Here is a 16,500-nt window from a genome sequence, read left to right on the forward strand (position 1 = left end):
AACTAAATACGGTCAGGCACCAAAGTGAGCAAAAAGAAACTTTCTGTCGTTGCTACCACACTGTGTGTTATATTAGGTTGTAAGGCGATCATTTGGCCTTTCTCTATTTCCGCCCTTTCATACTCTGTGGCGAATGTAATTTTCCCTTCCAGCACCTGCACGCTGATTGTGCCATTGGCTTTATGGGGTTTCAGTTCGGCTTGCGCGTGTAATCCAATAAGGACGATCGTCATCGCATCGGATTTAAAAATGGTAATAGAATTCCGTTCGCTCTCTTGCCATGTAGGTTCTTCTTTTACTTTTTGGATAAAGTCGACTACATTCATCTCCACAAGCGGGGCATTTAAAGTGCGGTCGCCTTCAGGGCGCTGCGGCGTGGCTTCGTTTGATTTGTTTTCCATGTCTTTGAATCTTTTTAGTGGATCAGCGTTTACACTTAGAAAACAGTTGTGGCATTAAAATGTTTACGATACTTTGCACAAACATCCGGTGTTTGAGTTTCCGGATTGAGTATCAAGCAGACGATAGTCCGCTTTTTTTCTAAGACGAAACCAACTGCATTAATATAGCCGTTAACCACCCCGCGTAGGTGCCTATTGCATAGCTAAAAACGGATAGAATAACGCCTACCGAAACAAGTGAGGGATGAAAAGCTGCGGAGGTAACTGTAGCGGAAGCTACGCCGCCCACATTTGCCATGCTACCAATAGCATAGTAGAAAAAGGGCACTTTTATCAGTTTGCCGACGACTAATAGCAGTAAGGCATGTATACTAATCCAGATGATGCCGACGATAAATAAGCCAGGGTTTTGTAAGATGGCGGTAATATCCGTCTGCATACCGATAGTGACGATCAACATATATAATAATACTGTGGCCATTTTGGAGGCTCCGGCATTTTCCAGTTTGCGTGCCGGCGTGAAAGAAAGGACAATTCCAATCAGCGTCGAAAATAATATCAGCCAAAAGAAGCTGTTGGTTAAGGAGAACTTTTCAAGTTCGGGAAAATGGAGCGTCATGTACGAAGTAACCCGGTTCGCCAAAAGCGAAGCCAAGCCAGTTCCGCCCAAAGCAAGCGACAACATAAAGATCAGATCTTTCGTCTCGGGGATACGGACGCTTGTTTTCTGTTGGTGATCCATACGGCTGGTCAATGCCTCCAACTCCGCAGTGTCGGCTTTAAAAAAGCGATTGAATTCCACCTGTTTGGAGGCGCCATAGAGGAGGAAGGCCATCCAGAAATAAGCGACAAATACATCGACGGTAATTGTTGCAGAAAATAGTTCCGGTGATGGCTGGAGTATCTCCCGGAGAGCTGCTTGGTTCGCACTCCCGCCGATCCACGAGCCAGCAAGTGTTCCTAACCCGCGCCATACCTCGTCGGGGCCGGCACCGCCCACTACGCCGGGTGCCACAAAGGAGGTAAGCCACACAGCTAGCGGCCCGCCGATAATAATACCAAGCATGCCCGTGAAAAACATCAATCCTACGCCCTTGCGTAAATTCCACATCTCGCGAAGGTTGAGGTTCAAGGTGAAAAGAATAAGGCAGGCGGGTAGAAAAAAGCGACTGCCGATACTCGTAAGCGGTGAGTTTTCGCCGTCGATGATACCGGCCGAGTTGAGCAGGCCCGGGATAAAATAACAGAGCAATAAAGGGGGAATAACCGAATAAAACTTAACGAGATAATTGTTTTTATGGTTAGAGGTGTAGAATACCAAGCCTAAGACGGCCATCAATAAGCCTAGTACCGCAGCATTGTCGTTTATTAAAGGGGTGACTTCTCTGATCGTATTTTGCATATGTCCCGGTTTACTGCAGTGTTTGCCGTTGCAATATACTTATTTTCGGGTTTAAATCCGGTAGCATAGCGACGGACGCGCGCAGTGTATTACGGGATGTTTAAATACTTATGCGTCTGTAACGAAATCTCCCATTGGGGATGTTTTTTTACATATTCAATGATAAGGGGAGTCATTTCGCTGCTTTTCGACCATTCGGGCTGCAGATAGAGCTTGCAGTTTTTGCCAACAAACCGCGCATGTTCTTCGGCCCATTGAAAATCGCTCTTATTGAAAACAATAACCTTTAATTCGCCGGCTGCATTCAGTACATCCGGACGCGGACCTTTGAACTTTTTAGGAGATAAACATATCCAATCCCAATAACCGGATAAGGGATAGGCGCCAGATGTTTCTATGAAGGTTTGTATGCCGGCTTGTTTTAACCCTTTGGTAAGGTAATCTAAATTGTAGAGCAGGGGTTCACCCCCGGTGATAACGACCGTGTTGGCAGGGTATTGCTTAGCATTTTCAATAATGGTATCGGCTGATGTCAGCGGATGTAGTTCCGCATCCCAGCTTTCTTTCACGTCACACCAATGGCATCCGACATCACAGCCTCCCAAACGAATGAAATATGCCGCTTTGCCGGTATGGTATCCTTCGCCTTGTATGGTGTAAAACTCTTCCATCAGTGGAAGTAGGGTGCCGTCTTCGGGAACTTGATTTGACATTGCTTTTCCTTTTGAGAGCACAAAGATACGAAAAAAAACGAAGCCGGGATGCCATGCCTCCGACCGGATTACAGGCCGCTGAAAAATTCAAAGAGGTTCGTATGGCTGGGCAGGTTCAGTTTTTTGCGCAGGCGGTAACGTCCAACTTCTACCCCCCGGGGTGATATTTTCATAAGAGAGGCTATCTCTTTGGTAGAAAGATTCATTTTAAGATAGGCAGAAAGGCGTAGCTCGGTATTGGTGATGCGCGGATAAGTCTCTTGAAGCCGTTTGAGGAAGTTGACGTGTACAGCGTCGAAGTGCACGGAAAACTGTTCCCAACTGGCATCGGATTTTTCCTCCGTATCCAGAAGCCGGATAATCCTATTGAAATCCGTTACCTGCATATCGTCCTTGAGTTCTTTCTTCAGTTTGAACAACTCGCTTTTAATATTCGACATCAGCTCGGCTTTTTGTACCAGATGCATCGCATTCGAAGCTAGTTCTGAATTCTTTGTTTCGATTTCGATTTCGAGCTTCTCGTTCTTAAGTTTGATAATCTCTTTTTCGGACTTGTCCATTTCGAGCTGATGCATGTATTTGATATGCTCCTGTTCTTTCTGAAAGTTGATACGTTCTTCCATAAGTTTCCGCTGATGCCGTTTGTAGAGCAGGTAACACAGACTTATAAACAGGAGTATATAGACCATATATGCCCAGATGCTTTCGTACCAGGGAGGTAGGATCGTGAAATGATACGCGGCAATTTCTGACTCATTGCCCAGATTATCTTGTGTTTTCACCATAAAAACATACCCGCCCGCGGGCAGATTGGTATAGACTCGCTCTGTTTTTTTGTCTGGTGTCGACCAATCGTCCTCAAACCCTTTTAAATAACAGGAGAAATAGACGTGTTCGTTGTTTTTGTTGGAAGTCGATGAAAACTCAAAATGGAAAGAGTTCAGACCGTGTTTTATACGGAGAGGCTCCCCTTGCTTATTGTCGGCATTTACTTCACCGAAATAGCCGCCGAACAGTACACTATCTACCTTTCCGAAAGCTTTGACCAGACTGATGTGTGCGTGTTGTTTACGCGGCTTGGTCAGGTATTTTTCCAGATTGAGGTGATAGAAGCCTTTCTGTGAACCGACGAGGATATTGTTCTTATCGATACAATGGATATGCTCGAAGCCGCCGAGCGTTTTACCATCAAGCTCGGGAATATACAACAGGGTATAGGAGTTGCCGTTGTATAGGGCTACACCGAGCTTTTTTTCTTCTATAAACCATATGTTGCCCTGGGTATCTTCCTTCAGGTATCTGATATATTTTTTATCGAATATAGGTTGGAAAAAAGACGATAACACAAAAGTATCGGTTGTTGCGTCGTATTCGTAAATTCCTTTTTCCGTACCGGCCACGATACGGCCCTTGATGGAATAAATATGGTTGTTATAGGTTGAAGGTAGGCCTTCTTGATGGGTGTACAGCTTGGTCTCCTTTGTGTGCATATCGGCCGTCGGCACGATTTTATAAATTCCCTTATAAGGATGAGAAATCCAGATGTTTTGTTTATCGGTCTCGATAAAACGTGCGGATTCGTGAAAGTTGGGGATACTACCTTTCGGCCGGAACTGGCCGTTTTGATGCTGGAAAATCGAGATACCATAATAATTTCCTGCCAATACCAAGTTGTTATCACCCGAGTTAGAAGACCAATTTAAAAAATTCCAGTATCCTTTGCCGTCGGCGATCGGCACGGTGTGGTTCCCATTTATTTCAACGACGCCTTCATGCCGACCCAGGAGGAGCTTTCCTTGGACAACATTCATTCCCCAGGCTTGTCCCCACACGCTACGAAGAGGTGTGAAATGTGTTTGGGCCGTGCTGATATCGGAATTGGTAACGATTGGGAGTCTGAAAACACCGCTGGCGAGGCCTACATAGAGGGAGTTGTCAAATATTGCGGATGTGTGTCCGCTAGCGTTGTCGAAAATATCGGGGTTGATATGCTTGAGACCGTTGTTATGTGCTATAAAACTAATGCCGTCTGCCAGTCCCAGCCAGATATTTCCATTGTTGTCAATGTGTGTACTGAGTACAGTATTATTTTGCAGGCCGTTATTTTTTGAAATATGATTTAAGGGTTTGCCGTGTTGATCGGTTAGGAAGCAGCCGTTGTTTAACGTGGAAACGACGTGCATATGTGGATCGACTTGCCTGATGTGGGTAACGTGTTTTATACTGCTGCTGGAGGATACGTGGTGTAACTTGTTGTGATCTAGATGGTATAGCCCGTGTGACGAAGAGCTGACCAATAAACGAGGTTCGGCAAGTTGGGTGACGGAATTGATGACAAAATGCTCGGGTAAAGGGTTCTGGACTACAGGTGTCCAGGTTTTTCCGGTAAGTTTAAGCAACCCCTTCGATTTGTCTTGTGCGATAAGATGATGATCCACCTTGCCCATAAATAACCATTCGGACGGGGAAGAAAATACATCGATGGTGTCGTTATGCCATTGAAAGATATGGTTTTCGGTACGAAAGTAAATTGCTTTACCGACGGATTCTATGTTCCAGATGTCGGCAAATGAACGGTATTTTTCGGGTACTTTTTCTTTCAAACTTTTAAAAATGAGCTGGCCCTGTTCGTTGGGGGAGAAATAGCCGAATTCGCCTTGTCCACCGGCATAGAGTTTATGGTCGTTTCCGATTTCTATCGACCGTACGATGGTTTTATTAGGTAGCTGGTATATTTTCCAGTAACTCCCATCGAAAGTAAGCACCCCTTCGTCATTAGCAAAATACAAAATGCCATTACGATCTTGTTCTATATCCCAGTTGTGTGTGCCGCCTCCATATTGTACGTTGCCGTAGTTGACGATATCCGGCATACCTATCGGGTTTTGTGAAAAACCCATAAGGTGAAGGACGGTTAGCAGGATGATGGATAGTTGGCGCTTCATTGTGAAATAAAAATAGAGAAAATATCGGCTTATTCAAATGTTGGGGTATAAAACTGCGTTTTTGGGTGTTTTAAGCGGTTCTGTTGTAGTTTTGTTGGGGTAGTAAATTTGGAAAAATATATACATAGGCGGTAGATTTGCTTTTGAATTACAAATCTGACACCAAATATAAATACTATGAACTGCGAACTTTTTATAAGACATTACAGTCTTTTTTCTCTGGCGGCATTTTTTTGCCTTTTAAACTTTAGTTGTGAAGAGGAAGACTATGCTGCTAAATTAGGAAACCCTGCCGAGGCATCTTTTACGATCTCGGAGGTGCCTGGAAAAGTGAATACTTATTTGTTAGAAAGCACTTCCGGAAATGCTTACCGTTATCAATGGGATTTGGGACTTGGCGAAGGGCTCAAACCTGGAGATGCGTCTGTCGAAGCACATTTTCTTGCCAAGGGTACTTACAACGTTAAATTGTATGCGTATGGTCCAGGCGGTTATGACATCGCTACACAGGCCATCGTCGTCGAACACGATGATTTTACGCCGACCTTGGAGAACCCCACGTTCCAGTTGCTGACCGCAAATACATGGAAACTGGATGGTAATTCTCCCACACCAGTTATCGTCGGTACGGAAGGCAATCCTGCTGAGTACTTTGGTGGAGGCGCGTTAGTCGATTGTCAGCTGGATGACGAATACCGCTTTGCTTTCATTGATAATGGATTCAAACTTATTTACACCGCAAACGGTGCGACTTTCAACGCAGGTAATCTGGAGCCCCAATATACCTGTGGCGCGGATCGGTCTTATGAATCGGCTTTTACTTTTACTAACACGGTGGACGGGGCTGGCATTGCTTCCATCACGCTCCCGGGTGGCAATCCGCCGGATCGATTTATTGGTGTAACCGATGTGTCGTCCAATAATTACCGCATTATTTCGATTTCAGAAACGGAATTGGTGCTGCGTTCGGGGACCAAAAGTGAAACTGTACACCAAATGCGTTTCGTTGCAAAATAGCACAACGTTGAAGATTGTTAAACACAAAGACCAATATATATAAACTATGACAAAATTTCGATTATTGATCGTACTGCTGATTTGTTTTCTGACCGGACAGCAGGTTTTTGCGCAAAGCATTACGATATCCGGCATGGTCAGGGATAAGACGGGGACTGCGCTTCCCGGTGTGTCTGTAACAGTTAAAGGAACGTCGCTCGGTACGGCTACCCAAGCAGATGGGAGCTATACGATAGCTGTTCCAAGAGTAGGCAGCACCTTGGTGTTCGCCTATATCGGCGGGGTTACGCAGGAATTTTTGATAACCGATGCTGAGCCCGTTGATGTTACTATGAATGAAAATACCAACTCCATTGATGACGTGGTTGTGGTGGGTTATGGTACGCAAAAACGGAGCGACGTGACGGGTTCCGTGGCGACCGTGAATAATAAGCAGTTGGTACAGACGCCGGTCGCGGATATGAGTAATGCGCTGACAGGACGTACGCCCGGGGTAATCACTAAACAGCCATCTGGCGAACCCGGAGCGGATGGTGCCCAGATCTACATCAGGGGTAATTCGACGTTTGGGGCCGGAAGTATGGAGCCGCTGTTTGTAATCGATGGTATCGTGCGGACGGCCCGCGACTTCGGACAGATGGACGCTAACGAGATTGAGAGTGTGAGTGTGCTGAAAGATGCATCGTCGGCGGCTATTTTCGGGGTAAAGGGGGCGAATGGTGTAGTGCTTGTAACAACAAAACGCGGGAAGGCTGGACAGCTTACGGCAAATTACGCCTTTAATTATGGCTTCTCACAGGTGACGCGTTTACCGGATGCGCTGGGCTCTTTCGAATATGCGACCCTGTACAATGAAGCCAAATTGAACGACAACCCGAATGCGGAACCGGAGTTTTCTTTAGATCGTTTGGAAGCATTCCGGAATGGTACGGATCTCGACGCGAACCCGAATACGGACTGGATGGGGCTCGTTTTAGGCGGGCATGCGCCAAGAATGCAGCATAATCTTTCCTTGTCTGGCGGTGGCGAGAAGACGCGCTATTTCACCTCGCTAGGTTATCTCAACGAGGATGGCCTTTATAGCACTTTGAACTATAAGCGTTATAATGTTCGGAGTAATGTGGATATACAGGCGACGTCCTCGACAACGATCGCAATTGACCTGTCCGCGCGGATGGAAAATAAACAGTCGCCTCCGGCTAGTATTGATAATATTTTTGAGCACACGATGCGTAATCCGCCGGTATTCCCCGCACAGTTTTCTAACGGTTTATTGGCTTCTCCGGGGGTATATCCAAATCCGCTAGCGCTGATCAGTCCCGAAAGTGGCTACAACCGAAATTCGTCAAATTATGTATTGACGAATTTCCAGATTACACAAAGGATCCCAGGGGTAGAGGGATTGTCGGTAAAGGGGATATTGGCGTTTGATAGGAATTTCAATAATAGCAAAGTTTGGAATCAATGGGTTCCGCTATATATCCGAAATGCCGATGATACGTATACGGTCAGTGCGCAGTCAAAGTCTTCTTTGAATAAGAGTTATGGAGAAGGACAGAGTACGGAGCTACAGGCGCATATTAATTACGACAGAAGGTTTGGTAAGCATGGTATTTCGGCGTTAGCGCTGGTGTTGCAAAAGCAGAATCAAGGTACGGGCATCTATGGTGCGCGCAATTCTTATGAAAGTTCGGCGCTGCAGATCTTAAACTTCGGTCCGGAGTTAAATCAGGTGCTGAGTGATAGCGAAGATAAGACGGCCCTGAGGAGCGCGGCTGTACGTTTTAACTACGATTACGACGGGAAATATTTAGTACAGGCGAGCTTGCGGAGAGATGAATCGGAAAATTTCGCGCCGAATGAAAGAACGGGGTACTTTCCGGCAGTATCTGCTGGATGGATTTTGACGAGGGAAGACTTTATGGATAGCGCGCCCTTTGTCAATTTTCTAAAACTGAAAGGCTCCTATGGACAACTGGGAAGCGACCGTATTCCTAGCCGCTTTGGCTACTACAACCGGTATAATCTGGTGCCTAACGCTTATGCTTTTGGAGGCGCTTTGCAAACGGGCTTGACACCGGGCGCTATTGCCAACGAAAGCGTGACGTGGGAGACCTCGACGAAGATGGATTTTGGTTTCGAGACCAGATTATTAAATAACCAACTGGATATCGATTTTACGGTGTTTAAGGAACGGCGGGAAGATATCTTGGCAACAAGGTCTTTATCGGTGCCGCTTAGTTTCGGGGCTACCTTGCCAAGCGAGAATATCGGCATAGTGGAAAATAAAGGTTTTGAACTAATCTTAAATCATAACAAGCAGTTGTCTGCCGATTGGTCATATCGTATCGGCGGGAACCTGACGTATGCGCGTAACAAAATTATAGAAGCAGCGGAAGCTTCCAATGTTGCTGAGGGGAGACGGATTACAGGCAGACCGAACGGAGGGTACTATGGTTATAAATCGCTTGGTATCTTCCGCGATGCAGCGGATTACGAGGCTTCTCCTAAACATGAGGCTTACTTGAATACGACCGGGCCGGGAGATATTAAATACCAGGACATCAGCGGTCCGGACGGCGTACCGGACGGTATCATAGATGATCATGATATTACTTACTTGGGCAATGGCACTTTGCCGCAGGTACTGTACGGCATTACCGGGGGCGTTAACTACAAAGGTATCGAACTGAACTTTCTTCTCCAAGGTGCGGCACAGTCGCAGCAGCATTTGGCACAGAATGCGGCTTGGGCATTTCATAACGGCGGCCGCGTGAATGCGGAATGGCTAGACAGATGGACACCGGCAAATCCGGACGCTCCACTGCCCCGACTGTCTTTAAATACCAACGGTAATAACTATCTGCTAAGCGACTTTTGGGTAAAAAACTCAAGCTATTTACGCTTAAAAAATGTGGAACTGGCGTATACCTTGAAACATGACGTATTATCGCGAATTGGGGCCAGCAATGTGCGGATATATGCACAGGGGCAGAATCTGTTTACAATAACCGATCTACTCAACCTGGATCCGGAAAATACGAATGCTATCGGCCGGTATTATCCGCAACAGACAACCTACACTTTCGGGATAAACGTGCAGTTTTAGTTTGATCATGAATTTTAATAAGGAAAAAATGAATACGAAAAGATATATAGGGTTAATGAGCGCACTGTTGGTTGCGCTGACGCCGATTTCTTGCCAAAAAGATCTATTGGATATCAAACCGATCGACTTTGTATCCGACGCGGCGGTCTTTCAGGATATAACGTTAACCAGCCAATTTGTAAACGATATCTATGGTACATTATTAAGCGGTTTCGAGCGGCGCGATTTCGGATTTGATCAGGATTGGGCCGCCGGATTTGCTTTGCTGGACATGATGACGGATGATCTGGAGGGCCATAATGATTTGCCGATGAATACGGTACAGGCGGGTGACCTCACCTCTCATTTCTCTATGGGAACACAAATGTGGGCGGCCAACTACACGTTGATCCGGAAAGCCAATACGTTGATTGCGCGTATCGACGGCGTCCCTACAACGGATACTGATCTCCGGGACCGTCTAAAAGCGGAAGCCCGTTTCTTGAGAGCGTTTGCTTATGCGGAGTTAATCAAAGCCTTTGGTGGTGTGCCACTTATTTTGACCGAGCAAAGCATCGACGATGATTTGGAGGTGCCACGGGATAGCTACGAACGGTGTGTAGAGTTTATTGTGCAGGAATGTGATGAAGCGGCCCCTGTGTTGCCGCCTACTTATGATAATGCGGACCTAGGAAGAGCGACGAAGGGTGCGGCCTTGGCGCTGAAGGCAAGAACCTTGTTGTTCTATGCGAGCCCGTTGAATAATCCGGCCAACGAGGCTTCACGGTGGGATGCTGCTGCGAAGGCGGCGCAGGAGGTAATAGAAATGGCTCCTGGTGTTTACAAATTGCACGACGATTATTATCGCCTATTCATGGATAAGACGGGGAATCAGGAGGTCATCTTTGTTAAGAAATTCGCACGTCCGTCCCGTACACACCAAACGGCTTGGATGCTGCATATGAGTATCGCGCCAAACCCGTGGGGCGCTTGGGGGGCATGCCATCCAACGCAGAACTTGGTAGACTGTTTCGAGATGACGAATGGTCTTCTGCCGGACGAATCTGGTTCGGGCTATGATGCACAGAACCCTTATGCGAACCGGGACAGTAGATTAGATAAAGCCATATTGCATAACGGCTCGCAGTTCAAGGGGATAACAGTTGAAACCTTTCAAAGTGCCGATTTGGCTGCGTATCCTGATGGTAATGCGAATGGGCGCACGAATGGCGACCGTACCAAGACGGGTTATGGTTTAAGAAAATTTATTGATGATCGTTATCTTACTTCAGACGCGGTTTATCAAGGTGGAGACAACGACTGGGTGTATATGCGCTATGCGGAAGTCTTACTTAACTATGCGGAAGCAAGAAATGAATTTAGTGGCCCGGATGCGTCGGTCTACGACGCATTAGACGAAGTCCGTGAAAGGGCAGGCCAACCGGCGCTACCTCGAAATTTCACAAAGGAGACGCTACGGGAGAAGATACGTAATGAACGAAGGGTGGAGCTGTGTTTTGAAGAGCACCGCGTATATGATGTACGCCGTTGGAAGACGGGAATGACTTATTTTAACGGGCCGGTGTATAGGATGAATATCGTTAAGAATGCGGATGGAACGTTGACGTATAATAGAAGAGCGGTGTTGGAGCAACGGGTGTACAAGGAAAGCTACAACTTGTTCCCTATACCGCAGATGGAGATAGAGCGAAACAGAAAATTGGATCCAAACGATTAATATAAGCAATTTATGCAGAAAATATTTTATGGTACGCTCGTCCTATGGATATGCATTCAAGCCAATTTATTTGGTGTCGAACTTTTGTCCAATGATAGGCCGTGGACACCAATAAAAGCCGAAATCTTAAAAACAGATAAAGGTTTTGAGCTTCTACGGAATGGTAAGCCGTACTTTATCAAAGGTGCGGGTGCAATTTCCCATTACCATCGCATCAGTGCTTATGGAGGCAATTCCATCCGGACGTGGAGTACGGACAATGCAAAAAGTATACTCGACTCGGCGCAACAGCATGGTTTGACAGTTATGTTGGGGCTGCCAGTGGCTGCCGAACGCCACGGCTTCGACTATAGTGATGAGAAGGCGGTAAAAAAGCAGTTCGAAAAAATCAAGGCGGAGGTGATCAAGTTCAAGGGGCACCCTGCCTTACTAGCATGGGGGATCGGCAACGAGCTCAATCTTTCTTACCAGAACCCGAAGGTGTGGGATGCGATCAATGATATCGCGCTGATGATCAAAGAGGTCGATCCTTTTCATTTGAAAACGACGGTGCTTGCAGGTGTCAACCAAAAGGAAATCGATCACATTAAGGAAAAGGTGCCGGCTATCGATCTACTAGCTGTAAATACGTATGGTGGTTTAGCTGAGCTTCCCGAGAAGCTGAAAGCTTGCGGATGGAATGGGCCGTATATCGTGACGGAATGGGGTCCTACGGGCCACTGGGAAGGACTGACTACCGAATGGGGCGCTCCCGTGGAAGAGACAAGCAGTGAAAAAGCGGCGGTGTATAAAAATAGGTACCGTTATTCCGTCGAGCGGGATAAGGCACATTGTTTGGGTTCGTATGTGTTTTTGTGGGGACAGAAGCAGGAGAGGACGCCGACCTGGTACGGTCTTTTGTCGGCTGATGGTAAGGAAAATCATGTAATGGATATCATGCAGTATGTATGGACGGGAGTATTGCCGGAAAATAAGGCGCCGCAGATTTACGGCTTCGTCATGAACGGTTTACAGGCCCATCAGAATGTCTATCTGAACAAAAACAAAAATTATGAGGTTACGGTCACGGCATCAGATCCCGATCACGACGAGATTACGTATCGCTGGGAGCTCCTATCGGAAGCGACCAATGTCGGCGAAGGGGGTGACTATGAGCGGAAACCGGAAACCAAAAAGATGCGGTACTCGGAAAAGGGGGAAGGAAAGATTACTTTTACTTCGCCAAAGGTGGGCGGGGCGTACCGCCTGTTCGTTTATGTGCATGATGGAAAGAATAAAATAGCCACAGCAAATATTCCGTTTTTTGTGAAACAATAAAGATTATTTTTTTTAGTATAAAAACAAGATGTCGAATGAAAGTATATAAATTGCTATTTAGAAGTATTTCGCTGGTTTTTTTATTATTGACCACGATGGGCATGAGTTGTAAAAAAGGATCGGAGGGTGGCGCGCCGTCCAATCTTGAGCTAGCAGTTAACGTATTTAAGGACGGTTCGGGAAGGGTTGATTTCATTGCCACCGCAAACAATGCCGACCGTTATTTTTTCTCTTTTGGACAGGGTAATGAGAGTATCCGTTCGAATGATGGTAAAGTGTCTACCGTCTACAAAGCAAGTGGCGTGTATAATGTAAAGGTGATTGCTTATTCTTCCGCAAATAAATCTATTGAACTTGCTCAAAACGTGTCCGTTAGTATGGACGATGCGATAGAGGATGTGGGTTATGTGTCGCCCGAAGATTACCCAGGTATGAGCTTGGTTTGGCAGGATGAATTCGATGGCAATCGCCTAAATACTAAATTCTGGAGTTTTGATATCGGTACAGGAGTTGACGGTTGGGGTAACCATGAATTGCAATATTATCGGGAAGAGAATGTCGAGGTGCAAAATGGTTATCTAACAATTACTGCAAAGAAAGAAGCTTATAGCGGTAAGCAATACACGTCGTCGCGGATAAAGACAGAAGGTAAAAAAAGCTTTTTATATGGCCGTATCGATATGAGGGCAAAGCTGCCGAAAGGGCAAGGGATCTGGCCAGCATTTTGGGCTTTGGGCGCTAACCATAACACAGTGGGTTGGCCATTATGCGGAGAAATCGATTTTATGGAAATGGTCGGCGGGGGGCCAGGCAAGGACAACACGGTGCACGGAACGGTACATTATGAGCATGGAGGACATCAGTATGTTGGTGGATCGCATACGTTAACATCTGGAGATTTTTATGATAAGTTTCACGTCTTCTCCATTGTTTGGACGGCGAATAAACTAACTTGGTATGTAGATAATGAAGAATACTATAGCTTTGATACTACGGACGAGCATAAAGACGAGTTTAGACGGCCTTACTTTATCTTACTGAATATGGCTGTCGGGGGTATTTGGCCGGGAAGCCCTGATGTAAATACCGTATTTCCACAGAAATATATTATAGACTACGTTCGCGTTTTCCAATAGGAAACGCGAACTTGTTTGTTAGCCTTCCTATTTAATGGGAGCTATATCGAATACGAATCTTCGCCAGCCTATCTGTATTATAGTCTACGGCTTCCGTTTTAAGCATATAATGAATACCTTTGCTTTCGCAACGTTACAGAATATTACAGCCTAGTATGCTGGCTTTCTGTAATTGTTAAGTTTCATTTTTTTAATAAATTAAAATCATATTCGTAGATGATTAACATTACACTGCCTGACGGCTCTGTCCGTCAGTATGAAAAGGGGACGACTGCGATGCAGATAGCCCAATCGATTTCTGAAGGTTTAGCTAGAAATGTATTAGGAGCCGAGGTTAATGGCGACGTATGGGATGCATCCCGAGCGATAGAAGAGGACGCCGCTGTTAAACTGCTGACTTGGAATGATGATAAAGGGAAATCTACCTTCTGGCATTCGTCTGCACATTTACTGGCAGAGGCTTTGGAAGCGTTGTATCCGGGGATAAAATTTGGGATTGGACCAGCAATCGAAACGGGGTTTTATTACGATGTGGATTTCGGCGATCGTGAATTTTCTTCCGACGATTTCAAGCAGATCGAAGACAAAATGCTAGCGCTGGCGAAGCAAAAAGAAACGTTTGAGCGTAAATCAGTTTCGAAGGCAGATGCAGTGGCTTATTTCACCGAGAAAGGCGATGAATATAAGTTGGATTTAATCAAGGATCTAGAGGATGGTAAAATCACGTTCTACACGCAGGGTAATTTTACAGATCTCTGTCGTGGTCCACATATTCCGCATACGGGAGTTATCAAGGCGATTAAGTTAACAAACGTTGCTGGAGCCTATTGGCGCGGCGATGAAACACGTAAACAGCTAACGCGTATATATGGTGTGAGTTTTCCAAAAGCGTCTGAGTTAAGCGAATATCTGAAATTTGTTGAAGAAGCGAAGAAACGCGATCACCGTAAGCTAGGAAAAGAATTGGAGCTTTTTGCTTTTTCAGACAAAGTAGGAGCAGGGTTACCGCTGTGGTTACCAAAAGGAGCAACACTTCGTCAAAAATTGCAAGAATTCTTACAACGTGCGCAAATAAAGGCTGGCTATGAACCGGTTGTGACACCGCACATTGGCCATAAACAATTATACGTTACATCGGGGCATTACGAAAAGTACGGCGAAGACGCCTTCCAACCGATTCAGACACCTGTGGAGGGGGAGGAATTTTTTCTGAAACCGATGAACTGTCCGCACCATTGCGAGATATACAAAACAAAACCACGTTCTTATAAGGATTTACCTGTACGCTTTGCTGAATTCGGAACCGTATATCGTTATGAAAAATCAGGCGAATTGCACGGTTTGACACGTGTAAGGGGGTTTACACAGGATGATGCACATTTGTTTTGTAGACCAGACCAAGTAAAAGAAGAGTTTAAAAAGGTAATAGACCTTACCCTATATGTGTTTGATGCCTTAGGCTTTGAAGATTATACGGCTCAAGTTTCCCTGCGTGATCCGGAAAATAGGACAAAATATATTGGTACGGATGAAAATTGGAATCTTGCAGAATCGGCAATTATGGAAGCGGCAGCGGAGAAAGGACTTTCGACGATTGTCGAGTATGGGGAAGCTGCATTTTATGGCCCGAAGCTCGACTTCATGGTAAAAGATGCATTGGGACGGAAATGGCAATTGGGGACGATTCAAGTGGATTACAATTTGCCAGAACGGTTTGAATTGGAATATACAGGAAGTGATAATCAGAAGCATCGTCCGGTGATGATTCACCGTGCACCATTTGGTTCTTTGGAGCGATTTGTAGCGGTACTTATAGAGCATTGTGGTGGCCAATTTCCATTATGGCTTGCACCAGAGCAATTTATAATCCTGCCGGTATCGGAAAAATATGAAGAAACTGCTAAAACCCTTTTAAATTCATTAAATAATTCCGATATTTGCGGACTGATTGACTTTCGTGATGAGAAGGTCGGTCGTAAGATTCGTGATGCAGAAGTGAAAAAAATCCCTTATATGTTGATTGTAGGGGAGAAAGAGCTGGAAAATGGCACAGTTTCTGTTCGTAAGCACGGGTCTGTAGATTTAGGTTCAATGAGCCCACAAGAATTTAAGGAATTATTAATTAAAGAAATAACCGTTTAATATTTAAACATTTGGCATTAAAAAGATCAGGTGGTTTCAGACCGCCAATGAGAAAGAAAGAACCAGAACATCGCATTAACGAATTTATCCGGGTACCGGAGGTTCGTTTAGTGGGAGATAACGTTGAGCAAGGTGTTTATCCTACTCGTAAGGCATTAGAAATGGCGGACGAGCTGGAGCTTGACTTAGTGGAGATTTCGCCAAATGCCACTCCTCCTGTTTGTAGAGTTATTGATTATAGCAAATTTGTATACGAACAGAAGAAGAAGCAAAAGGAGATCAAATCGAATGCGAAGCAAACTGTGGTTAAGGAAATCCGTTTTGGACCTAATACTAATGATCACGACTTCGAATTCAAATTAAAACATGCTATAAAGTTTTTGGAGAGTGGTGAGAAAGTCCGTGCTTACGTGCATTTTAAAGGTCGTGCTATTGTCTTCAAGGAGCAAGGAGAGATCTTGTTGTTACGTTTTGCGCAGGCCTTAGAGGATTACGGGAAAGTTGAATTGTTGCCGAAACTAGAGGGAAAGCGGATGTTTTTAACGCTTGCTCCGAAGACGGCTCCAAAAAAATAAAGAGAATCTAACAGATTGATATAAAA

General features: G+C 45.4%; 11 protein-coding genes. 7 read left to right on the forward strand and 4 right to left on the reverse strand.

The features are described 5' to 3' along the window. Positions 1-2: 2 nt before the first annotated feature. From LKO28_RS14310 to LKO28_RS14325, 4 genes are all read right to left on the reverse strand, one after another. Positions 3-401, reverse strand: a complete 399-nt coding sequence (locus LKO28_RS14310) for a cupin domain-containing protein (RefSeq protein WP_227695695.1) — start codon at positions 399-401, stop codon at positions 3-5. Positions 402-540: 139 nt separating this feature from the next. Next, the gene (locus LKO28_RS14315) at positions 541-1,803 is read right to left on the reverse strand and encodes a DUF819 domain-containing protein (RefSeq protein WP_227695696.1); all 1,263 of its coding nucleotides are present in this window, start codon (positions 1,801-1,803) and stop codon (positions 541-543) included. An 89-nt stretch (positions 1,804-1,892) separates the two neighbouring features. Then, a complete protein-coding gene (locus LKO28_RS14320; protein WP_227695697.1) occupies positions 1,893-2,516 on the reverse strand; it encodes a 7-carboxy-7-deazaguanine synthase QueE in 624 nt (207 codons plus the stop codon). Between the two features lie 68 nt (positions 2,517-2,584). Beyond that, entirely contained in the window at positions 2,585-5,461 is a 2,877-nt protein-coding gene (locus tag LKO28_RS14325) for a triple tyrosine motif-containing protein (protein WP_227695699.1), read from the reverse strand. 177 nt (positions 5,462-5,638) lie between these two features. Here LKO28_RS14325 and LKO28_RS14330 point away from each other — a divergent pair, with 177 nt between their 5' ends. The 7 genes from LKO28_RS14330 (at position 5,639) to infC (ending at position 16,474) form a co-directional block, all read left to right on the forward strand. Continuing rightward, the gene (locus LKO28_RS14330) at positions 5,639-6,478 is read left to right on the forward strand and encodes a PKD domain-containing protein (protein ID WP_227695700.1); all 840 of its coding nucleotides are present in this window, start codon (positions 5,639-5,641) and stop codon (positions 6,476-6,478) included. 46 nt (positions 6,479-6,524) lie between these two features. After that, positions 6,525-9,587 (forward strand): SusC/RagA family TonB-linked outer membrane protein, encoded by a 3,063-nt coding sequence (locus LKO28_RS14335; protein ID WP_227695701.1) that lies wholly within the window; start codon positions 6,525-6,527, stop codon positions 9,585-9,587. A 28-nt stretch (positions 9,588-9,615) separates the two neighbouring features. Further along, positions 9,616-11,304 carry a RagB/SusD family nutrient uptake outer membrane protein gene (locus tag LKO28_RS14340; protein WP_227695702.1) on the forward strand — a complete coding sequence of 563 codons (1,689 nt, stop codon included), beginning with the start codon at positions 9,616-9,618 and terminating at the stop codon, positions 11,302-11,304. 12 nt (positions 11,305-11,316) lie between these two features. Continuing rightward, the gene (locus LKO28_RS14345) at positions 11,317-12,621 is read left to right on the forward strand and encodes a glycoside hydrolase family 2 TIM barrel-domain containing protein (protein WP_227695703.1); all 1,305 of its coding nucleotides are present in this window, start codon (positions 11,317-11,319) and stop codon (positions 12,619-12,621) included. Between the two features lie 35 nt (positions 12,622-12,656). Continuing rightward, positions 12,657-13,757 (forward strand): family 16 glycosylhydrolase, encoded by a 1,101-nt coding sequence (locus LKO28_RS14350; protein ID WP_227695704.1) that lies wholly within the window; start codon positions 12,657-12,659, stop codon positions 13,755-13,757. A gap of 216 nt (positions 13,758-13,973) precedes the next feature. Next, entirely contained in the window at positions 13,974-15,899 is a 1,926-nt protein-coding gene (thrS, locus tag LKO28_RS14355; RefSeq protein ID WP_227695705.1) for a threonine--tRNA ligase, read from the forward strand. A gap of 47 nt (positions 15,900-15,946) precedes the next feature. After that, complete coding sequence (gene infC, locus LKO28_RS14360) at positions 15,947-16,474, forward strand: translation initiation factor IF-3 (protein WP_411028048.1); 528 nt, start codon at positions 15,947-15,949, stop codon at positions 16,472-16,474. Positions 16,475-16,500: the final 26 nt, after the last annotated feature.

Origin of the sequence: Sphingobacterium sp. FBM7-1 (genome assembly GCF_020687765.1) — a bacterium.
Classification (GTDB): domain Bacteria; phylum Bacteroidota; class Bacteroidia; order Sphingobacteriales; family Sphingobacteriaceae; genus Sphingobacterium.

Bases quoted from the DNA above. Each gene is read 5' to 3' on its own strand.
- LKO28_RS14315 (WP_227695696.1), bottom strand. From the start codon at position 1,803: ATGCAAAATACGATCAGAGAAGTCACCCCTTTAATAAACGACAATGCT.
- LKO28_RS14345 (WP_227695703.1), top strand. From the start codon at position 11,317: ATGCAGAAAATATTTTATGGTACGCTCGTCCTATGGATATGCATTCAA.
- infC (WP_411028048.1), top strand. From the start codon at position 15,947: ATGAGAAAGAAAGAACCAGAACATCGCATTAACGAATTTATCCGGGTA.
- LKO28_RS14320 (WP_227695697.1), bottom strand. From the start codon at position 2,516: ATGTCAAATCAAGTTCCCGAAGACGGCACCCTACTTCCACTGATGGAA.
- LKO28_RS14340 (WP_227695702.1), top strand. From the start codon at position 9,616: ATGAATACGAAAAGATATATAGGGTTAATGAGCGCACTGTTGGTTGCG.
- LKO28_RS14330 (WP_227695700.1), top strand. From the start codon at position 5,639: ATGAACTGCGAACTTTTTATAAGACATTACAGTCTTTTTTCTCTGGCG.
- thrS (WP_227695705.1), top strand. From the start codon at position 13,974: ATGATTAACATTACACTGCCTGACGGCTCTGTCCGTCAGTATGAAAAG.
- LKO28_RS14350 (WP_227695704.1), top strand. From the start codon at position 12,657: ATGAAAGTATATAAATTGCTATTTAGAAGTATTTCGCTGGTTTTTTTA.
- LKO28_RS14310 (WP_227695695.1), bottom strand. From the start codon at position 401: ATGGAAAACAAATCAAACGAAGCCACGCCGCAGCGCCCTGAAGGCGAC.
- LKO28_RS14335 (WP_227695701.1), top strand. From the start codon at position 6,525: ATGACAAAATTTCGATTATTGATCGTACTGCTGATTTGTTTTCTGACC.
- LKO28_RS14325 (WP_227695699.1), bottom strand. From the start codon at position 5,461: ATGAAGCGCCAACTATCCATCATCCTGCTAACCGTCCTTCACCTTATG.